The organism is Muricoccus harenae, from assembly GCF_009848505.1.
In the GTDB taxonomy this organism is placed as follows: domain Bacteria; phylum Pseudomonadota; class Alphaproteobacteria; order Acetobacterales; family Acetobacteraceae; genus Roseomonas; species Roseomonas harenae.
Genome location: NZ_WWDL01000003.1, coordinates 1 through 18,609, shown reverse-complemented (window position 1 = coordinate 18,609; position 18,609 = coordinate 1). Strand labels below are relative to the sequence as shown.

Sequence of the window (18,609 nt, the reverse complement as noted above, 5' to 3'; positions counted from 1 at the left end):
CGCTGTCCCGGCGTCAGGCCGCCTGGGTGTGGTGGACGCCGTTCTCGGTGAGGAGGGTGGCCAGCTCGCCGGACTGGAACATCTCGGTGACGATGTCGCAGCCGCCGACGAACTCGCCCTTCACATAGAGCTGGGGGATGGTCGGCCAGTTGGAGAAGGCCTTGATCCCTTCGCGGATCTCCATGTTCTCCAGCACGTTCACGCCCCGGAAGGGGACGCCCATATGGGAGAGGATCTGCACCACGCGGGCGGAGAAGCCGCACTGGGGGAAGACCGGCGTGCCCTTCATGAAGAGGGTCACGGGGCTGGCGTCGATCTCGGACTGGATCTGCTGGAAAACGGGGTTGTCGGTCATGGGGCGGGCTCCTGTCACTCGGGGGCGGAGGTTTGCAGGGCGAGGGCGTGGAGCTCGCCGCCCATGCGGCCCTGGAGGGCCGCATAGACGATCTGGTGCTGCTTCACGCGCGGCAGGCCCCGGAAGGCGGCGGAGACGACGGTCGCGGCATAATGGTCGCCGTCCCCGGCGAGGTCCTCAATCGTGACGTGGGCGTCGGGGAGGGCGGCCCGGATCAGGGCCTCGATCTCGGCGGCGGGCATCGCCATGCGGGGGTTCCTCTCTGGTGGCGTGCAGGGGGAAGGATGCCCCGCGCGCGCCGCCTGTTGGTTCAGGATATGGCGAACTCCCTCATGGCCGCCAAGGGTCCCCCGGCGCATAGGCAGGCCGTGCGGGGCGCGGCTCAGGCGAATTCCTGGAAGACAGTGAAGAGAACGCCCTCGTTCTCGTCGAAGGCCTTGGTGGAGGCGTGGAGCATCGGGTTGGAGGCGGTGAGGGTGGCGTGCCAGTCGAAGACGTAGCGGCTGCCGTCCTTCATGCGCACCAGGGTGGCGGTATGGGCGATGGTGGTGCCCATGCGGTCCTGGCTGTCGCTGCCGGCGACCAGGAAGAGGCTGGTGCCGGGGGCAGCCTTGGCGGCGGCCGTGATGGCCTTGGCAGTGACGGCCGCGATGCCGGTGCAGACCCGGGCGGCCTGCTCGGGCGTCAGGTCGATGGAGCCGAGCGTGCCGTAGGTGCGGCGCGTGTCCTCGGTGACCGCCGCCGCGCCCTGGAAATCGCCCACCCGGGCGAGCTGGCCCGCCGCGATATGGCCGCCGAAGATCGACATGGCATTGCCCAGGATCATGCCGGTGTTGCGGAAACCGCCCGCCCAGCCGGTGCCGCCGATGTACTCCAGCGGGCTGTCGATGACCTTGCGGGATTCGGGATCCCGCGTGACGACCTGGACGATGGCGGCCGCGGTTCCACGCGAAAGAGCCATAATCTTGCACCTTCAGAACGAGGCAGGTTTCTGCCCGTTCCGGAGGCGGTTGTGAATGGGTGGTCGGGATCCCGTATGAAGCGAAGGGGATCCCGGCCCGGGTCACGGCTCGGCCATCAGGGTGGGAAGGGTCGCCTCATGCGCCGCGCGCAGCTCGTCCAGCGCGATGGGCGGCTGGCCGTGGAGGGCGAGGGTGCCGGTGGTGCCGGCGACGCGGGCGATGCGGCGGGCGGGGATGCCGGCCTCCTTCGCGGCGGCCAGGAGGGCCGGGGCGTCGGGGGTGGCGCAGAGATAGCGGGCCTGGTCCTCGCCGTACCAGAAGGCATGGGCGGGGATGCCGGCGGGGGCGGGCTCGATGTTCAGGCCAAGATTGGCGGCGAGGGCCATTTCGGCGAGGGCCACGAGGAGGCCACCATCGGCGCAGTCATGGCAGGCGGTGATGCTGCCGGAGAGGATACGGGCGCGGACGAAGTCGCCGTGGCGGCGCTCGGCGGCGAGGTCCACGGGCGGGGGGGCGCCTTCCTCCCGGCCGGCGATCTCGCGCAGCCAGAGGGACTGGCCGAGATGGCCGGCGGTTTCGCCGATCAGGACGATTTCCTGGCCGGGCTGCGGGGCGATGCCGGTGGCCTTGGTGGCGTCCTCGATCACGCCGACGCCGCCGATGGCGGGGGTGGGGAGAATGGACTGGGTGACGGGGCCGCCGCCGCGCGTCTCGTTGTAGAGGGAGACGTTGCCGGAGACGACGGGGTAGTCGAGGACGCGGCAGGCCTCGGCCATGCCGCGGATGCAGGCGGCGAACTGGCCCATGACCTCGGGCTTCTCGGGATTGCCGAAATTCATGTTGTCGGTGATGGCGAGGGGCTTCGCACCGGTCGCGGTGATGTTGCGCCAGGTCTCGGCGACGGCCTGGGCGCCGCCCGCCTCGGGGTCGGCCGCGCAGTAGCGGGGGGTGACGTCAGTGGTCATCGCCAGGGCCCGGGGGCTGTCTTCCAGCTTGACGATGGCGGCGTCGGCGGCGCCGGGGCGGCGGACGGTCTGGCCGCCGACGGTGCTGTCATACTGGTCCCAGATCCAGCGGCGGGAGCAGAGGTCGGGGGAGGCGACGAGGGTCTTCAGGGCCTCGGTGATGCCGACGGGGTCGGAGATGGAAGCGGCGTCCAGCAGGGGCTGCTTCGGGGTCTCGACCGTGGGGCGGCGGTAGAGCGGGGCCTCGGATTCCAGGGGGGCGAGGGGGATGTCGGCTTCGAGTATGCCGTTGTGGCGGAGGGTGATGCGGCCGGTGTCGGTGATGTGGCCGATGACGGCGAAGTCCAGCTCCCACTTGTGGAAGATGGCTTCGGCGACGTGTTCCTCGCCGGGCTTGAGGACCATGAGCATGCGCTCCTGGCTCTCGCTCAGCATCATCTCATAGGCCGTCATGCCGGTTTCGCGCTGCGGCACCGCATCCATGTTCAGCTCGATGCCGACGCCGCCCTTGCCAGCCATTTCGACCGAGGAGGAGGTGAGGCCGGCGGCGCCCATGTCCTGGATGGCGACGATGGCGTCGGTCTCCATCAGTTCGAGGCAGGCTTCGATGAGGAGCTTCTCGGCAAAGGGATCGCCGATCTGGACGGTTGGGCGCTTTTCCTCCGCATCCTCGGAGAATTCCGCCGAGGCCATGGTGGCGCCGTGGATGCCGTCCCGGCCTGTCTTGGAGCCGACATAGACGACGGGGTTGCCGATGCCGGCGGCGGCGGAGAGGAAGATGCGGTCCTTCCTGGCGATGCCGACCGTCATCGCGTTGACCAGCGGGTTGCCGTTGTAGGCGGGGTGGAAGTTCACCTCTCCGCCGACCGTGGGGACGCCGACGCAGTTGCCGTAGCCGCCGATGCCGCGGACGACGCCATCCAGGATCTGCTTCGTGCGGGGGTGCTTCACATCGCCGAAGCGCAGCGCGTTGAGGTTGGCGATGGGGCGGGCGCCCATGGTGAAGACATCGCGCAGGATGCCGCCGACGCCGGTGGCGGCGCCCTGGTAGGGCTCGATGAAGGAGGGGTGGTTGTGGCTTTCCATCTTGAAGATGGCGGCCAGCCCATCGCCGATATCGATCACGCCGGCATTCTCGCCGGGGCCGTGGATGACCCAGGGGGCCTTGGTGGGCAGCTCCTTCAGCCAGACGCGGCTGGATTTGTAGGAGCAGTGTTCCGACCACATGACCGAGAAGATGCCCAGCTCCGTCAGGGAGGGGGCGCGGCCGAGGATGGCCAGGACGCGATCGAACTCGTCGCCCTTCAGGCCGAATTCGGCGGCGAGCTGGCGGGCGCGGGGCTCTTCCAGCAGGGCAGCGGGGGTTTCTGCGGCGGCGTTCGACATGGACGCCTTGTCAACAGGGGCGCGCGGCTTGTCCAGGGGATCGTGGGACATGGAGGCGGGCGCCTGTTGCATGGCGGGGCTCAGGGCCAGGCCAGGCGGACGGAGCGGGGGATGCGGGCGCGGCCCTCGGCGGCGCGGAAGAGGTGCTTCAGGGCCCTGAGGTAATCGGTGCGGCGGCGCTTTCCCTCCGGGGTTTTCGGGATTCCGAGAGGGAGAGGGGCGCGGGAGAGGGTTTCGGACAAAAGGGGATCGGGGAGGAGCCAGGGCGGGCCGGGGAGGGCGGAGCGCAGGCCGATTCGGCGGATGAGGACGAGGAAGGGCATGCCGCGCAGGCGGTGGGCGCGGCGGCAGGCGCGGACGATCAGGTGTTCGATGCTGCGGAGGGGGTGTTTGGGGGCGGCGTCGGCCAGGGCGATGAGAAGGCGTTCCCAAAGCCCGGCATGGGTGAGGCGACGGTAGTAGCGGGCGATGGTTTCGGGTTTGGCGCCTGCGGGAGGGGCTTCGCGCCAGGGGGCGTGGGTGGCGGTGGTTTGAAGATGGCGTCCATGCGGGCGCGGAGATCGGCGATTTTGCGGCCCTGCGGGGCGCGGGGGAGGATGTAGGGGAGGAGGGCGGCCCATTGGTCGTCGGTGAGGGGGGAGAAGGGGCGGGGTGGGGTCAGGCGGGGGGCGTGGGGGAGGGGCATCGCTTGTAAGGATAACCACAAATAGGAATAAAGTCAATAGGCGGGCTTGGCAGCTGGCCTTCCTGCATCAGGACAAGACGTCGGACGGGAAGGAGAGTCGGTTCATCAGCTCGGTAAGGCGCTGAGGGCCAGAGCCGCCTGGACGCGGCGGTCGTAGTCATCGGCCAGAGCGCGCAGTGCCGCCGCTCCGTCGCCGGTGAAGGAAGGGCCGTGCATCAGGGCAAGTGTCCGGGGCGAGAGCCCGGCGAGGCGGCGGATCGTCGCGCCCATGCCCGGGTTCAGACTGGAGTAGTGGAAGAGGTCCTCGGCGGCGATGGCGGGCCCGACCACGTCGCCCTCGGTCAAGGCAGGGCCGTCCCCGAGTTGAGTGAACAGGTCGCCGCAGAGCAGGGTGCCGCTGCCCTCCTCCAGCATGACACCGGCGTCCCAGCCATGCGGGATGTGGGGGGTGTCGATATAGCGAAGGCGCCGGCCGTCCCCGATATGGATCACTTCGCCATCCGAGAGAATCCGCGGAGCGCGATCGGCCATGTCGTTGAGCGAGACGAGGCAGGCGGTTTGCCCGTGCGCCACATGTGCATGCGGCGCCACTGCGAGCCATTCGTTCATGGCGCCGCATTCATCGGCCTCGTAATGGCCGAAGGCAATCCAGCGCAGGCGTTCCGGCGGGATGATCCGGGCCACGGCGTCCCGCACCAGCGGGAACATGCGCCGCAACCCGGTGTGGAAGAGCAGGGGTTCATCCCCGAGCACGAGGAACTGGTTGAAGGTGAATCCGGCGGGTGGGGCGATCTCCGGCACGAAGGTCGAGAGCCTGAAGATACCGTCGGCGACTTCTGCGATCCTGGTCTCCACGGCGCGTCCTCCTGTCCAGAAGGCGGGCCGGGTGGCTGCGGGCGTGTTGCAGCCCCCGGCAGAGGATCGAAGACTAACAGGCGGTGATACCCTGATTCACTGGAATTTCGCGATGTGACCCACTGCCGCCCAAGAGGTCGCGTCATGAGCCAGGGCGACACGACTACGGACCACAACATCATCAAGCAATGGACCGAGGAACCGAGGCGCGGGGTCGGCGGCCAAGCGTCGTGAAGGGCACCGAGGGCGGGGATGGCGAAGGCATCCTGCGCGTGGATTTCGGGCCGAAGGAGGGCAGGCTGGAGGCGGTTTCCTGGGAGAAGTTCTTCCAGACTTTCGAGGACCGGAAGCTGGCCTTCCTGCACCAGGACAAGACGGCGGACCGAAAAGTGAGCCGGTTTTTCGCATCCCTGAGGCGCTGAGGGCGCCGGATTGGTGGGCCGCCGGGGAACCGGCGGCCCATTTTTGCGTCAGGCGGTCAGGTTGAAGATGTAGTCCCCGCTCTGGCCGGAGAAGCCGGAGTAGTTCGGGGCGGCCGGGTCGTCGCTGCCGGTCGGGATGTGGGCGTAGCCCGCGACGGCGAAGTAGTAGTCGCCGGTTTCCTGTGCCGTGAAGGTCAGGTTCAGGTCGGGGAAGCCTTCGTCCGGGTCGTCTTGGTTGTCGTCCCAGTTGAGGGCGAGGAACTGGCCGTTGGCGTCATAGACCGAGATGTTGGTGCGGGGCTGGTTGACCATTTCGGCGGTGGTGAAGGCCGTGACGGTCTGGCCCGCAGTAAGGGAGACGCGCCAGATGTCCACGTCGTCCGGCAGGTCGAGCGAGGCATTGGCGGTGAAGCTGCCATCGGCGACGTCGGCGGTATTGGCGCCGGCGAAGGTGGCGTCCAGGTCCGGGTTAGAGAGGGAGATGGTCCTGTCCTCGAAGACCAGGCGCTCGATATTCGTCAGGCTGTCCTTGCCATCGGTCATTCCGAATTCCGAGGTGGCGCGCAGGTCCCGGACGGTGGTGACGCCATCGCTGTTCGTGGTGATGCTGAAGTCGGAGAAGCTGCCACGGAAGACGGCATAGTCGATGCCGTCGCCGCCATCGATGGTGTCATTGCCGCCGGGGCCGCCGCCGATCCGGCTGTCGCCCCAGATGATGTCGATGCCGTCGCCGCCATAGAGCTTGTCGTTGCCGGCGCCGCCGTCGAGGGTGTCGTCGCCATCCTCGCCGTAGAGGATGTCCTTGCCTTCGCCGCCCATTACCTGGTCATGGCCGATGCCGCCCCAGAGCCGGTCGTCGCCAAGGCCGCCGCCGAGCTGGTCGTTGCCTTCATCGCCCCAGAGGCGATCCTTGCCGCCGCCGCCGAAGACAACGTCGTCGCCGGCGCCGCCGTAGAGGTCGTCCTTGCCCTCGTCGGTGCCTTCGCCCTCGCTGCCGCCGTTCAGGAAGTCCTTCCCGTCGCCGCCATAGAGCTTGTCGCTGCCGGCGCCGCCGAAGAGGGCGTCGTCGCCGGCCTCGCCATAGAGGCGGTCCTTGCCGTCACCTCCGGAGAAGAAGTCACTGCCGCCACCGGCATAGACGACGTCGTTGCCGCCCAGGAGATCGATGAAGGTGTGGAGGTTGCCGTCGCCGCCGCGGTCATGGCCGTCGCCGTAGGTGAGCCTGTCCTTGCCGTTGGTCGGAGTGGGCATTGCGGTTCCTCGATTTTGGGCCACCACCAGACTGGTGGCCAGCTACAAACGTTGGAGTTTCGCCTAGGCGGTGGGCTGGGGGAGGAAATTTGAGTCCAAATTGATAGGGGTGTGGGGCGCGGCTGCGGGCCTGGCAGACGCGCATGGTTGTGAGGCAACGGCGGGGTGGGCGGGGTGTTCCCCGGGGCGTCGGCGCCGCTTCGAGGAGGCGGCCGGGAGGGTGGAACGGATGAGCCAGGGCAACACGACGACCGATCATGCGGTGATCCGGCAGTGGATCGAGGCGCGGGGCGGGCGGCCCAGCGTGGTGGCGGGCACGGAGGGCGAGGATGGCGAGGGCATCCTGCGGGTGGATTTCGGGCCGAAGGAGGAGCGGCTGGAGGAGATCAGCTGGAAGGCGTTCTTTGAGACATTCGAGGACCGGAAGCTGGCTTTCCTGCATCAGGACAATACGGCGGATGGGCAGCCGAGCCGGTTCTTCAAATTCGTGAAGCGGTGAGGCGGGGGTTGCGGCAAGGCCTTTCCAAGTTGGACTAGATGGCGAGGAAGTCCGGTCCGGGGCGGGAATAATGTTGGCGCTTCAGCCGGCTTGGAGGCCGGGCATGTCCTGTTCCGTTCGTGGTTGCGCGCTGCTCTTGCGGCTGATGGCGGTTTCGCCAGCGGTGCGGGTGGATTAGGGCTGCGCGGCTTCGCGGTTAGGTTGGCGTCGGAGCGGCTGCGTCGCTAGCCTGGCGGTGGGCCAGGGACATGGCCCGGAGGAGGCCGCCGGTCACGCGCATCTCGAACCTCGAGCGGGGATGCCGACTGGATGCTGGATGCGATGCGGGGCGCCTTCGGGCGCGTGGCCCTGGGGGCCGTGGTGCTGTGCGGGCTGGTGGGGGAGGGGGCGGCGCAGGCGCCGTCCTCGGACATGGTGGGGGCGATCCGGGCGCGGGGAGCGTTGCTCTGCGGGGTGGCCGGCGTAACGGCGGGGTTCAGCCTGCCGGACAGCCAGGGGGGTGATGCGGGGGCTAGATGCGGATGGGTGCCGCATCGTGGCGGCGGCCATCCTGGGCGATGCGAACAAGGTTCGGTTCATCAACACGACGGCGACGAACCGCTTCACCGCGCTGCAATCGGGCGAGGTGGACATGCTGGTGCGGAACACGACCTGGACGCTGGGGCGGGAGGCGTCGCTGGGGCTCGAATTCGCGAGCATCAATTTCTATGACGGCACCGGCTTCATGGTGAAGACGGCGTCGGGCGTGACCTCGGTGCGGGGGTTGGACGGGGCGACGGTCTGCGTGCAGCCCGGCTCGACGACGGAGCTGAACCTGACGGATTACTTCCGTGTCCACAACATGCGGTTCTCGCCTCTGGTGATCGAGAATCTGGAGGAGCTGCGGGCAGCATTTATCAACGGGCGGTGCGATGCGTTCACGACGGATGCGTCCTCGCTGGCTTCGTTCCGCTATGCGCAGGGGTCGAATGCCGGGCTGTACACGGTGCTGCCGGAGATCATTTCGAAGGAGCCGCTGGGGAGCGTGGTGCGAAACGGGGACTTCAAGTTCTTCGACGTGGTGCGTTGGGCGCATTTCGCGCAGCTGACCGCGGAGGAGCTGGGGATCACGAGCAAGAACATCGACAACTTCCGGGACAGTTCCAATTCGGAGGTGCCGCGATTCATGGGGGCAACAGGGGATCTGGGCGCGTCGCTGGGGTTGCAGCCGGATTGGGCGGTGAGAATCGTGCAGCAGGTTGGGAATTTCGCGGAGATGTGGGACCGCAACATCACGCCAATGGGCGTGCAGCGCGGGATGAACAATTTGTGGAAAAATGGCGGCATTCAGTACGCGCCGCCGATGCGGTAAACCTGCGTGACTGATTTTCGGAAGTGACAAAGAAGAAGTGGGGCCGGGGGAATTACTTCCCTCGTCCTTTCCTTGTTGTTGTCCGCCAGGTCTCCGGCCCGTTTCGCGCTGCGGCATGGCCGTAAGGAACTTGCCGCGCGGCGGGCCCGCTGCGAAGCTTGTGAACGGGGTGGTGCTTGAGGCTCGGGCGGAAGGGTGCTGAGGCGGGTTGCGGGGCGCCCGGGTTGATCGCTGCCCCGCCTTCCCCTTTGGTGGCCCGATGAACCGTACCAAGCCGTTTGCCATCGCCGATGCCCATGAGCTGCTCATCCAGGGTGTGATGGACTACGCGATCTACATGCTGGACCCGACCGGGCGGGTGTTGAGCTGGAATCCCGGGGCGGAGCAGATCAAGGGGTACGCGGCCGATGAGATCATCGGCGAGCATTTCTCGCGCTTCTACACCGAGGAGGACCGGGTGGCCGGGGTGCCGCGGGAGGCACTGCGAATCGCCGAGGAGGAGGGGCGGTTCACGGCCGAGGCCTGGCGGGTGCGCAAGGACGGCACCCGGTTCTGGGCAATGGTGGTGATCGATCCGATCCGGCGGAACGGCCAGTTGATCGGCTTCGCGAAGATCACGCGGGACATGACCGAGGCGCGCGAGGCCCAGCTGAAGGCGTTGGAGAGCGAGCGGCGGTTCCGGCTGCTGGTCCAGGGCGTGGTGGATTACGCGATCTACATGCTCAGCCCCGAGGGATATGTGACGAACTGGAATGCCGGGGCCGAGCGGATCAAGGGCTATGGCGCCGAGGAGATCGTGGGGGAGCATTTCTCACGGTTCTACACAGCGGAGGATCGGGAAGCGCGGGTGCCCTGGATGGCGCTTGAGACCGCGCGGCGGGAGGGGCGGTACGAGGCGGAGGGCTGGCGGCAGCGCAAGGATGGCACCCGGTTCTGGGCCAGCGTGGTGATCGACGCGATCCGGGACGAGAGCGGCGAGCTGATCGGCTTCGCAAAGGTGACGCGGGACCTGACGGAGCGGCGGCAGGCGCAGCTGGAGCTGGAGCAGTCCCGAGAGCAGCTGTTCCAGGCGCAGAAGATGGAGGCGCTGGGGCATCTGACGGGCGGGCTGGCGCATGACTTCAACAACCTGCTGACCGGGATCATCGGAAGCCTGGAGCTGCTGAAGACGCGGGTGTCGCAGGGGAGGATCGGGGATCTGGACCGGTATGTCTCGGCGGCGCAGGGGGCGGCGAGCCGGGCGGCGGCGCTGACGCACCGGCTGCTGGCCTTCGCGCGGCGGCAGACGCTGAACCCGCGGCCGACGGATTCGAACAGGCTGATCCTGGGGATGGAGGAGCTGATCCGGCGGACGATGGGGCCGCAGATCGGGGTGGTGACCTTCCTGTCGAGCCGGTTGTGGCCGACCCTGTGCGATCCGAACCAGCTGGAGAACGCGGTCCTTAACCTGTGCATCAATGCGCGGGATGCGATGCCGTCCGGCGGGCAGCTGCGGATCGAGACGTCCAACGTCACGCTGGATGAGCGCGATGTGCGCGGGCAGGAGGTGAAGCCGGGGGACTATGTGGTGGTGTGCATCGCCGATACCGGGGTGGGCATGCCGCAGGAGGTGATCGACCGGGCCTTCGATCCATTCTTCACGACCAAGCCGCTGGGGCATGGGACGGGGCTGGGGCTTTCCATGGTCTATGGATTCGCCCGGCAGTCGGGCGGGCAGGTGCGGATCTCCTCGGAGGTGGGGGTGGGCACCGAGATGCGCATCTACCTGCCGCGGCACGAAGGGCCGGCGGCAGCGGAGGAGGCGCAGCCGGAGCTCGGCGTGGCACCGCAGGCGGAGCATGGGGAGTCGGTGCTGGTCGTCGATGACGAAGCGACGGTGCGGATGCTGGTGACCGAGGTGCTGCAGGAGCTGGGCTATTCGGCGATCGAGGCGGCAGATGGGCCTTCGGGGCTGAGGGTGCTGCAGTCGGATGTGCGGATCGATCTGCTGGTCACCGATGTGGGGCTGCCCGGGGGGATGAACGGGCGGCAGATGGCGGATGCGGCGCGGGAGATCCGGCCGGAGCTGCCGGTGCTGTTCATCACCGGCTATGCGGAGAATGCGGTGGTGGGGAGTGAGCAGCTGGAGCCGGGGATGCATATACTCACCAAGCCCTTCGCGATGGAGATGCTGGCGAACCGGATAAGGGCGATCACGAGCGGGGGCTGAGACGCCTGCCGCCGCCGGCACTGGCTGGCGAGCTGTCCCGGAACACCATTGATGCGCGTTGGTGCGGATGGCCGGGGCGGAGCGGAGGCGCGGATGATACGGGGCACGAAGGGGTAGAAGGGGGCGGTCGGCGCGACGCCGACGCGGAGCTTGCCCTGCTCGCCTGTCGCGGCACTCAGGGTGGCGCGCTCGGCTCTCGCCAGGCGCGGCAGGATGAGGCGCACCTCCTCCAGGAGCAGATGGTCGATCTCCGTCAGTTCCATGCGGCGCGGCCTGCGCTTCACACTTCTGCCCTATCCCAGCTTGGCGCATACCGCATGTCCAGGCGGGGCGGATCATTCCCCTCGCGACGACCGGCCCATAGTGTGCGGAGAGCCTGCCGGACCTCCCGGCGATCGGTGAGGTGTTGCCGGGATACGAGGGCGGCTCCTGGTTCGGCCTAGGCTTTCGCCGCCTCGCGCTTCCGGCTGAACGTCCTTGGGGAAACCCCTCAGAGGCAGGGTCCAGGCGTTGCGATGCCATTCCGGGGTGGGTTCTGTGCGAGCGCGGCTCCGGTCTGGGCCGTCGCAGTGACCTTTCGTGGAACGAAATGGCGACGGCACGGTTATGCCTGGACCGTTCGGGGCGATGGGCGGCTCGGTGGATTCCGGCGGGAGATGGCGCCTTGCGGATCGGTTCGAGACTTTCCTCCTTTCTTCTGGTCCTGCTGCTGGGGGCCTGGCTGACGGGCTGCGCGGCGCCGTCTCAGCTTGGTTCCGGGGACCGGGCGCGGGTGGCGGGGCGGACCTATGTGGTGACGGGGGCTTCCAGCGGGATCGGGCGCGGGGTGGCCGAGAGGCTCGGCGGCTATGGCGCGAATGTCGTGCTGGTGGCGCGGCGGGGGGCGGTGCTGGAGGAGGTGGCGGCGACTGTGCGGGCCCGTGGCGGGCAGGCGCTGGTGGTGCCGATGGATGTCAGCGATCCGGAGGCGGTGGAGCGGCTGGCGCGGGCGACGGTGGAGCGCTTCGGGCGGATCGACGTGTGGGTGAACAATGCCGCCGTGGGCGCCTATGGGCGGTTCGATGAGGTTCCGGTCGCGGACCATGCCCGCATCGTGGATGTGAACCTCAAGGGTGCGCTGTACGGGAGCCATGCGGCGCTGCGGCAGTTCCGGCGGCAGGGCTCCGGCGTGCTGGTGAACATCTCCTCGGTGGAGGGGCATGTGCCGCTGGCCTATCACGCGAGCTATGCGGCGACGAAGGCGGCGCTGATCGGCTTTTCCGGGGCGGTGCGGCAGGAGTTGCGGCTGGGCGGGATGGATGACCGCATCCAGGTGGCGACCGTGCTGCCCTGGGCGACGGACACGCCCTTCTGGGAGCATGGATCGAACTACACCGGTCGGTCGGCACGGATGGCGATGATGGACGGGCCGGAGGAGGTGGTGGACGCGATCGTCTGGGTCTCCATCCATCCGGTGCGGGAATATGCGGTGGGGTGGAAGGCGCAGGCGGCGGTTCTGGGTGACCAGATCTGGCCGCGCGCGGCAGAGCATCTGGCAGGGAATCTGGTGCACCGCTCGCAGATGGAGGATGCGGCGCCCGCGCCGGTGACGGCCGGATCGGTGCATGAGCCGGTGGCGCGGGGCACAGGGGTGGATGGCGGCGTACGGGCGCGGATGGAGGCGGAGGACCGGGCGCGCGAGGCGCGGTAGGATTCCGGCATTCTGGAGAGGATGCAGGATCGATCGAGGGGCGCGTTGCGCGTGATTTCACGACGAGGGGTGATGGCGGTTCCGCTGGTGGCGGGACCGGTGTTCGTAAGCCCGCGGGCCGCGGCGGAAGGGCGGGGAATTGTGGGTGGTGCATCCCCTTGTGAGGGAGGCTGCGGGAGCCAGGGCAGGGTGCGCCAGGCGGCATTAGCGCATGTGAGCGACGGTCGGGCTTCGCGGCGCAACATAGGCGCTGGCCCACCCTTGGACCCGCTGAATGCCCGATACCAAGACCAGATCCGACGCCCAGGTCAGACAGGAAACCCTGCGCCTCCTCGCAGCCGTGATGGCGAGGACGGAGGCGGCCCGGGAGGCTGCCCGCGAAACGCATGATCTCGTCCAGAGAAGCCGTGACCTGCTGCGCGAGCTCCGGGTGCCGCAATCCATGGCGGAGGTGTTCCTGCCGGAGCAAGGCTCGAGGCGCCTCCGGAATTCGAGCGGCTCGCCCTAGGACGGTTCCGGGCGTGTGGCTTTGCCGGCAGGGAAGGGAGCCGGGGGAGGTTCACCCGGCCCTGCTTCAGTCCCGCCAGGGATGTTCCGCCCAGAGCTTCTCGAAGTTGGTGCGCAGCCCGGTGAGTTCGGTGCGCAACTCGTCCGGCCCGAGATAGCGGAGGGGCAGGGCCTGCTGGGCGGCGATGCGGCGGAACTCGGGATTCTCGACGATGCGCCGCACGGCATCGGCAAGGCGGTTGAGGATCTCGGGCGGAACGCCGGCCGGAGCGCCGAGGCCGCGCATGGAGCTCTGGACGACGTCGTAGCCCTGCTCGCGGAAGGTGGGAACGTCGGGCATGCCTTCCCAGCGGGTGGTTGCCATCTGGCCGAGGGAGCGGGCAAGGCCTTGCTGGGCGTCGGGCAGGCCCTCGCTCATGTTCACCGAGGCGAGGGTGACCTGGCGAGTCATCAGAGCATTCCGCGTCTGCGCGGCGCCGTTATAGGGCACGTGCGTCAGGCTGATGCCGGCCTGGCGGGAGAAGGCGAGGCCGGCGAGGTGGTCGTCCGAGCCGACGCCGGTGGTGGCGTAGGTGACCTTTTCCGGATTGGCCTTCGCGAAGGCGACGAGGTCAGCGAGGGTGTTGTGCGGGCTGTCCTTGAGGACGAAGAAGCCGCCGGGATCATCCACGACATTGGCGATGGGGGCGATGTCGTCGAGCTTGTAGGCGGTGCGGCGCTCAATCGGCATGGTGACGATGTTGGGGGTGTTGATGAAGCCGATGGTGTAGCCGTCCGGCTTCGCGCGGGAGAGTTCGCCGAAGCCGATCTCGCCGCCGGCGCCGGCGCGGTTGAGGACGACGACGGGCTGGCGGAGCTCGCGTTCCAGGAACTGCGCGAGGGTGCGGGCCGCGATGTCGGTGCCGCCGCCGGGCGGGTAGGCGACGATCATCTGGACCGGGCGGTCGGGGTAGTTGCCGGCCTGGCCGGTCTGGGCGCGTGGATGGGCGAGGGGGATCGTGGTCGCGGCCAGGCCGGTGACGAGTGTGCGGCGTTTCATGGGCTGTGCTCCCGGCTTTCACCGCTTGTCGCGGTGTTCTGCGGAAATGGTGGCATGGGTGGTGCGGAGGGCGCCAGAGGCGCAGGCCCTTGATGGCCTCGGGGCGGCCGCACGGAATCGGTGCTGCCTCCTGACATCTGGGAGAGCAAAATGGCCATTGGTGGCATGGCCCCGCCGCCATGGCTGGAGGCGGCCAGGATGGCGGGGTAGAGCCGCGGTAGCCTTCCCTCCGGACGGCCGAGGAGATTGTGTTGCCCCGTGCTCTCCAGCATCCGGCCCGGTTGGTGCCGCTGACCTTCCTGCTTGCCATGGCGGTGGGCACCGGGCTCCTGATGCTGCCGATCTCCCGGGCCGGCGAGGGTGGCGCCGCCTTCTTGCCGGCGCTGTTCACCGCAACCTCCGCGGTATGCGTCAACGGGCTGATCGTCGTGGATACCACCACCTACTGGTCAGGCTTCGGGAAGGCCGTGATCCTGGGACTGATCCAGATCGGCGGTTTTGGGATCATGAGCGGGGCGACTCTTCTGGGACTTCTGGTCGCCAGGCAGCTGCGGCTCAGCACCCGCCTGATTGCCCAGGCGGAGACCCGCAGTTTGGGGCTCGGTGATGTCACCAGCGTGCTGAGGCTGGTCCTGTTGGTCACGATCAGCGTCGAGCTGGTCACGGCCACGGTCCTGGCCCTCCGCCTGCACCATGCTTACGGAGAGCCATGGGGTGAGGCCATCTGGAATGGCGTGTTCCTGGCGGTCTCCGCTTTCAACAATGCCGGATTCTCCACCTATTCGGACAGTGTGATGCGCTTCGCGTTCGATTGGCTGATCCTGGGTCCCATCATGGCGGCGGTGATCCTGGGCGGCATCGGCTTCCCTGTGCTGCATGACATGCGCCGCAACCCGCGCCGGCCGGAGAAGTGGTCGGTGCACACCAAAATCACGCTCCTTGGCACGGGCGCGCTCCTGCTGAGTGGGTGGGTGGCTGTCCTCGCCTATGAGTGGAGCAACGCGGCGACGCTTGGTCCGCTCGATCTTTCGGGCAAGCTGCTCGGCTCCGCATTCCACTCCGTCGCGACACGGTCTGTGGGTTTCAACTCTCTCGACATCGGGAAATTCGAGCCGGAAACCCTCGCGGTCAGCTATGGGCTGATGCTGATCGGCGGCGGGAGCGCGAGCACCGCTGGCGGCATCAAGGTCACGACCTTCCTGGTACTCGGGCTTGTGGTCTGGGCCGAGATCCGCGGCGAACCCGATGTCACCGCCTTCGGCCGGCGGATCTCGCGGGAGGTCCAGCGGCAGGCGCTAACCGTCGCGCTGCTGGCCGTTGGCATGACGGGGGCGGCGACCCTGCTCCTTCTGAGCGTCAGCGACTTTCCCCTGCATGATGTCCTGTTCGAGGTCATCTCGGCGATTGCTACCGTCGGGCTGTCCACCGGAATCACCGCCAGCCTGCCGCCGACCGGCCAGGTTCTTCTCGTGTTCCTGATGTTCCTCGGGCGGGTCGGGACCATCACCGTGGCAACCGGGCTCGCGCTTCAGAGCAGACGGAGCCCGTATCGCTATCCAGAGGAGCGCCCCATCGTTGGCTAGAACTCCCTCACCCGACAGCGACAATGTCGTGGTCATCGGCCTCGGCCGGTTCGGCGGCGCCGTCGCGGAGTCCCTTGCCCGCGTCGGGCATGATGTTCTCGGCATCGATCAGAATGCCGAGCTCGTGCAATCCTGGGCCGACCGCCTGACGCATGTGGTCCAGGCGGATTCGACCAACAGCGACACGCTGCGCCGGCTGGGCGTGCATGAATTTGCAAGGGCGGTCGTCGGCATCGGTACCGATCTTGAGGCGAGCGTGCTGACCGTGCTTGCGCTGAGTGAACTCGGTGTCGCGGATATCTGGGCCAAGGCGCTGACGTCCAAGCACGGCCGTATCCTGGAGCGTACGGGCGCCCATCACGTGATCTATCCCGAGGCCGCCATGGGGGAGCGCGTGGCGCATCTCGTGACGGGGAAGATGATCGATTTCATCGAGTTCGATGACGGCTTCGCGATCGTCAAGACGCGTGCGCCGCGAGAGGCATTGGGCAAGTCGCTCGCCGAGTGCTCCCTGCGCAGCAAATACGGCATCACCGTCGTCGGCGTGAAGCGGCCGAGGACCGACTTCACCTATGCGCTGCCGGAGACAAGGATCGAGCAGGGCGACCTGCTCATCGTATCCGGCCCCACGAAGCTCGTGGAGGCTTTTGCAGCCATCACATGATGGCACCTGCCGTCACCAGGGCGCTTGTGCATTCCCGGCTGCGGGGTGGGGCGCCCGCGGAGGGGATGGCCCGCATGAAAAAGCCCCGGCGCCTTGCGGTGCCGGGGCTTGGGTGCCGGAGCCTGGGTCTCGTCAGGCGGCGACGAGGGTTTCGGCGAGGGAGGTGAAGAGGGGGAGGCCGTCCTCGCCGCCCATTAGCGGGTCCACCAGGTCTTCCGGATGCGGCATCAGGCCGCAGATGCGGAGATTGGGCGAGAGGATGCCGGCGATGTCGCGGGCGGCACCGTTGCGGTTGCCGTCTGCGTAGCGGAAGGCGACGAGGCCTTCGCCTTCCAGCCGGTCCAGCGTCTCGTCATCGGCGAAGTAGTTGCCGTCGCCATGCGCCATGGGCGCGCGGAAGGTGGCGCCGTGCTGCCAGCGGGAGGTGAAGGGGGTGCCGGCACGCTCGACGCGGAGCAGCGTCTCCATGGAGAGGAAGCGGAGGCCGATATTCTGCAGCAGGGCGCCGGGAAGGAGGCCCGCCTCGCAGAGGATCTGGAAGCCGTTGCAGACGCCCAGGACGTGACCGCCCTTGGCCGCGAAATCGCGCACCGCGCCCATGATGGGCGACTGGGCGGCCATGGCGCCGCAGCGCAGGTAGTCGCCATGGGAGAAGCCGCCGGGGAGGACAACGAGGTCCGTGTTCGCCGGAAGCTCGGTTTCTCGGTGGAAGGTGATGGAGGGCTTGCGGCCGGTCACGCGCTGCAGGGCGATGGCCATGTCGCGTTCGCGGTTGGTGCCGGGGAAGAGGAGGATGGTCGCGTTCATTGTTGGAACACCCTGAGCCAGTGGAGGCCGCCGAGCACGGCGGTGGTGAGGATGGCCGCGATGGCGGCGGCGGTAACCCAGCGGTCGATGCTGGCCTTGCCGCGGGCGACGAGGCCGGGGGGGCGCCTGGGGCGGCGCGTGGGCGGCGGGGGCGGGACGGCCATGCGGCGTTCGCGCCATGAAAGGAGCAACGAGATCAGGACCGTGAGGACGGCCATGATGAGGAGGCTGGCCTTGATCATGGCGCGGTTCCCGGGGCTGCGGCCGCCGCGCGGGTCAGGCGATTTCGACGCGGAAGGATTCGATCACCGTGTTGGCAAGGAGCTTGCGGGCCATGGCTTCCGCCGTGGCCTTGGCCGCCGCGGGATCGGTTTCCGCGAGTTCCAGCTCGATGACCTTGCCGGTGCGGACCTCGCCGATGCCCTCGAAGCCGAGGGTGCCGAGGGCGTGGCCGATGGCCTTGCCCTGGGGGTCGAGGACGCCGTTCTTCGGCATGACGAAAACGCGTGCCTTGGTCATCACTGCATCAACTCCGGGCCCTTCATGTCGCGGATGCCGGCCTCTGGGAGGATGCCGAGGCGGCGGGCCACTTCCTGGTAGCCCTCCTCGACCTTGCCGAGGTCACGGCGGAAGCGGTCCTTGTCCATCTTCTCGCCCGTCTTCGCGTCCCAGAGGCGGCAGTTGTCGGGCGAGATCTCATCCGCGAGGACGATGCGCATCTCGTCATTCTCGTAGAGGCGGCCGAATTCGAGCTTGAAATCGACGAGCGAGATGCCGACGCCGAGGAAGAGGCCGGTGAGGAAGTCGTTCACGCGGAGCGCGAGGGCGACGATGTCGTCCAGGTCCTGGGTCGCGGCCCAGCCGAAGCAGGTGATGTGCTCCTCGGAGACCATCGGGTCCTGCAGGGCGTCGTTCTTGTAGTAGTATTCGACGATCGAGCGGGGGAGGCGGGTGCCTTCCTGGATGCCGAGGCGCTTGGCAAGGCTGCCGGCCGCGATGTTGCGGATCACCACCTCGAGGGGGATGATCTCGACCTCGCGGATGAGCTGCTCGCGCATGTTCAGGCGGCGGATGAAATGGGTGGGCACGCCGATCTCGGCGAGGCGCGTCATCAGGTATTCGCTGATGCGGTTGTTGAGCACGCCCTTGCCCGTGATGATGCCCTTCTTGGTGCCGTTGCCGGCGGTGGCGTCATCCTTGAAGTACTGGACGAGGGTGCCGGGCTCGGGGCCTTCGAAGAGGACCTTCGCCTTGCCTTCGTAAAGCTGTCGCCTGCGGGCCATGGGGAGTTCCCGAAATTCGTGCGGCCGCCGGAATCGGGCGTTGCGGCCCGGCCCACGGCGGCGATGAGGGGCGTATAGCAGGGGGGCGGGGGGAGG

General features: G+C 68.0%; 20 protein-coding genes. 8 read left to right on the top strand and 12 right to left on the bottom strand.

Annotated elements, in window-relative coordinates; genetic code table 11:
- Positions 1–13 precede the first annotated feature (13 nt).
- From grxD to GSE44_RS03510, 6 genes are all read right to left on the bottom strand, one after another.
- Entirely contained in the window at positions 14–355 is a 342-nt protein-coding gene (grxD, locus tag GSE44_RS03535; protein WP_159347395.1) for a Grx4 family monothiol glutaredoxin, read from the bottom strand.
- A gap of 14 nt (positions 356–369) precedes the next feature.
- Positions 370–603, bottom strand: a complete 234-nt coding sequence (locus GSE44_RS03530; RefSeq protein ID WP_159347393.1) for a BolA family protein — start codon at positions 601–603, stop codon at positions 370–372.
- Positions 604–737: 134 nt separating this feature from the next.
- Positions 738–1,316, bottom strand: coding sequence for a hypothetical protein (locus GSE44_RS03525; protein ID WP_159347391.1), 579 nt, complete (start codon positions 1,314–1,316; stop codon positions 738–740).
- 102 nt (positions 1,317–1,418) lie between these two features.
- Positions 1,419–3,668, bottom strand: a complete 2,250-nt coding sequence (purL, locus tag GSE44_RS03520) for a phosphoribosylformylglycinamidine synthase subunit PurL (RefSeq protein WP_159347588.1) — start codon at positions 3,666–3,668, stop codon at positions 1,419–1,421.
- 80 nt (positions 3,669–3,748) lie between these two features.
- Complete coding sequence (locus GSE44_RS25510) at positions 3,749–3,991, bottom strand: hypothetical protein (protein WP_159347389.1); 243 nt, start codon at positions 3,989–3,991, stop codon at positions 3,749–3,751.
- A gap of 467 nt (positions 3,992–4,458) precedes the next feature.
- A complete protein-coding gene (locus tag GSE44_RS03510; RefSeq protein ID WP_159347387.1) occupies positions 4,459–5,208 on the bottom strand; it encodes an oxygen-binding di-iron domain-containing protein in 750 nt (249 codons plus the stop codon).
- A gap of 188 nt (positions 5,209–5,396) precedes the next feature.
- Here GSE44_RS03510 and GSE44_RS03505 point away from each other — a divergent pair, with 188 nt between their 5' ends.
- A complete protein-coding gene (locus GSE44_RS03505) occupies positions 5,397–5,630 on the top strand; it encodes a hypothetical protein (RefSeq protein ID WP_235924535.1) in 234 nt (77 codons plus the stop codon).
- 48 nt (positions 5,631–5,678) lie between these two features.
- Here the strand turns inward: GSE44_RS03505 and GSE44_RS03500 are convergent, their stop codons facing one another.
- The gene (locus GSE44_RS03500) at positions 5,679–6,881 is read right to left on the bottom strand and encodes a calcium-binding protein (RefSeq protein ID WP_159347385.1); all 1,203 of its coding nucleotides are present in this window, start codon (positions 6,879–6,881) and stop codon (positions 5,679–5,681) included.
- Positions 6,882–7,110: 229 nt separating this feature from the next.
- On the opposite strand from GSE44_RS03500, the gene GSE44_RS03495 reads away from it, so the two are divergent.
- From GSE44_RS03495 to GSE44_RS03475, 5 genes are all read left to right on the top strand, one after another.
- Positions 7,111–7,380 carry a hypothetical protein gene (locus tag GSE44_RS03495; RefSeq protein WP_159347383.1) on the top strand — a complete coding sequence of 90 codons (270 nt, stop codon included), beginning with the start codon at positions 7,111–7,113 and terminating at the stop codon, positions 7,378–7,380.
- Positions 7,381–7,882: 502 nt separating this feature from the next.
- Complete coding sequence (locus GSE44_RS03490) at positions 7,883–8,731, top strand: amino acid ABC transporter substrate-binding protein (protein ID WP_328799052.1); 849 nt, start codon at positions 7,883–7,885, stop codon at positions 8,729–8,731.
- Positions 8,732–8,990: 259 nt separating this feature from the next.
- Entirely contained in the window at positions 8,991–10,940 is a 1,950-nt protein-coding gene (locus GSE44_RS03485; RefSeq protein ID WP_201305918.1) for a hybrid sensor histidine kinase/response regulator, read from the top strand.
- A gap of 664 nt (positions 10,941–11,604) precedes the next feature.
- Positions 11,605–12,630, top strand: coding sequence for an SDR family NAD(P)-dependent oxidoreductase (locus GSE44_RS03480; RefSeq protein ID WP_235924534.1), 1,026 nt, complete (start codon positions 11,605–11,607; stop codon positions 12,628–12,630).
- Positions 12,631–12,904: 274 nt separating this feature from the next.
- On the top strand, positions 12,905–13,138 hold the full coding sequence (locus GSE44_RS03475) for a hypothetical protein (protein ID WP_159347379.1): 234 nt from the start codon (positions 12,905–12,907) through the stop codon (positions 13,136–13,138).
- 66 nt (positions 13,139–13,204) lie between these two features.
- Here GSE44_RS03475 and GSE44_RS03470 read toward each other — a convergent pair whose 3' ends face one another.
- Positions 13,205–14,176, bottom strand: coding sequence for a Bug family tripartite tricarboxylate transporter substrate binding protein (locus GSE44_RS03470; protein ID WP_159347377.1), 972 nt, complete (start codon positions 14,174–14,176; stop codon positions 13,205–13,207).
- Between the two features lie 284 nt (positions 14,177–14,460).
- Here GSE44_RS03470 and GSE44_RS03465 point away from each other — a divergent pair, with 284 nt between their 5' ends.
- Both GSE44_RS03465 and GSE44_RS03460 read left to right on the top strand, forming a co-directional pair.
- Complete coding sequence (locus GSE44_RS03465; RefSeq protein WP_235924551.1) at positions 14,461–15,759, top strand: TrkH family potassium uptake protein; 1,299 nt, start codon at positions 14,461–14,463, stop codon at positions 15,757–15,759.
- Entirely contained in the window at positions 15,752–16,423 is a 672-nt protein-coding gene (locus GSE44_RS03460; protein WP_159347375.1) for a potassium channel family protein, read from the top strand. The genes GSE44_RS03465 and GSE44_RS03460 overlap by 8 nt, the downstream gene beginning before the upstream one ends.
- 132 nt (positions 16,424–16,555) lie before the next feature.
- On the opposite strand, the gene purQ is transcribed toward GSE44_RS03460, so the two are convergent.
- From purQ to purC, 4 genes are read right to left on the bottom strand one after another with little or no spacing between them, the layout of a single operon-like run.
- Entirely contained in the window at positions 16,556–17,230 is a 675-nt protein-coding gene (gene purQ, locus GSE44_RS03455) for a phosphoribosylformylglycinamidine synthase subunit PurQ (protein WP_159347373.1), read from the bottom strand.
- Entirely contained in the window at positions 17,227–17,472 is a 246-nt protein-coding gene (locus GSE44_RS03450) for a hypothetical protein (protein WP_159347370.1), read from the bottom strand. Before GSE44_RS03450 ends, purQ begins: the two co-directional genes overlap by 4 nt.
- Positions 17,473–17,506: 34 nt before the next feature.
- Positions 17,507–17,749 (bottom strand): phosphoribosylformylglycinamidine synthase subunit PurS, encoded by a 243-nt coding sequence (gene purS / locus GSE44_RS03445; RefSeq protein WP_159347369.1) that lies wholly within the window; start codon positions 17,747–17,749, stop codon positions 17,507–17,509.
- Positions 17,749–18,513 carry a phosphoribosylaminoimidazolesuccinocarboxamide synthase gene (gene purC / locus GSE44_RS03440; RefSeq protein ID WP_159347367.1) on the bottom strand — a complete coding sequence of 255 codons (765 nt, stop codon included), beginning with the start codon at positions 18,511–18,513 and terminating at the stop codon, positions 17,749–17,751. Before purC ends, purS begins: the two co-directional genes overlap by 1 nt.
- Between the last annotated feature and the right edge of the window lie 96 nt (positions 18,514–18,609).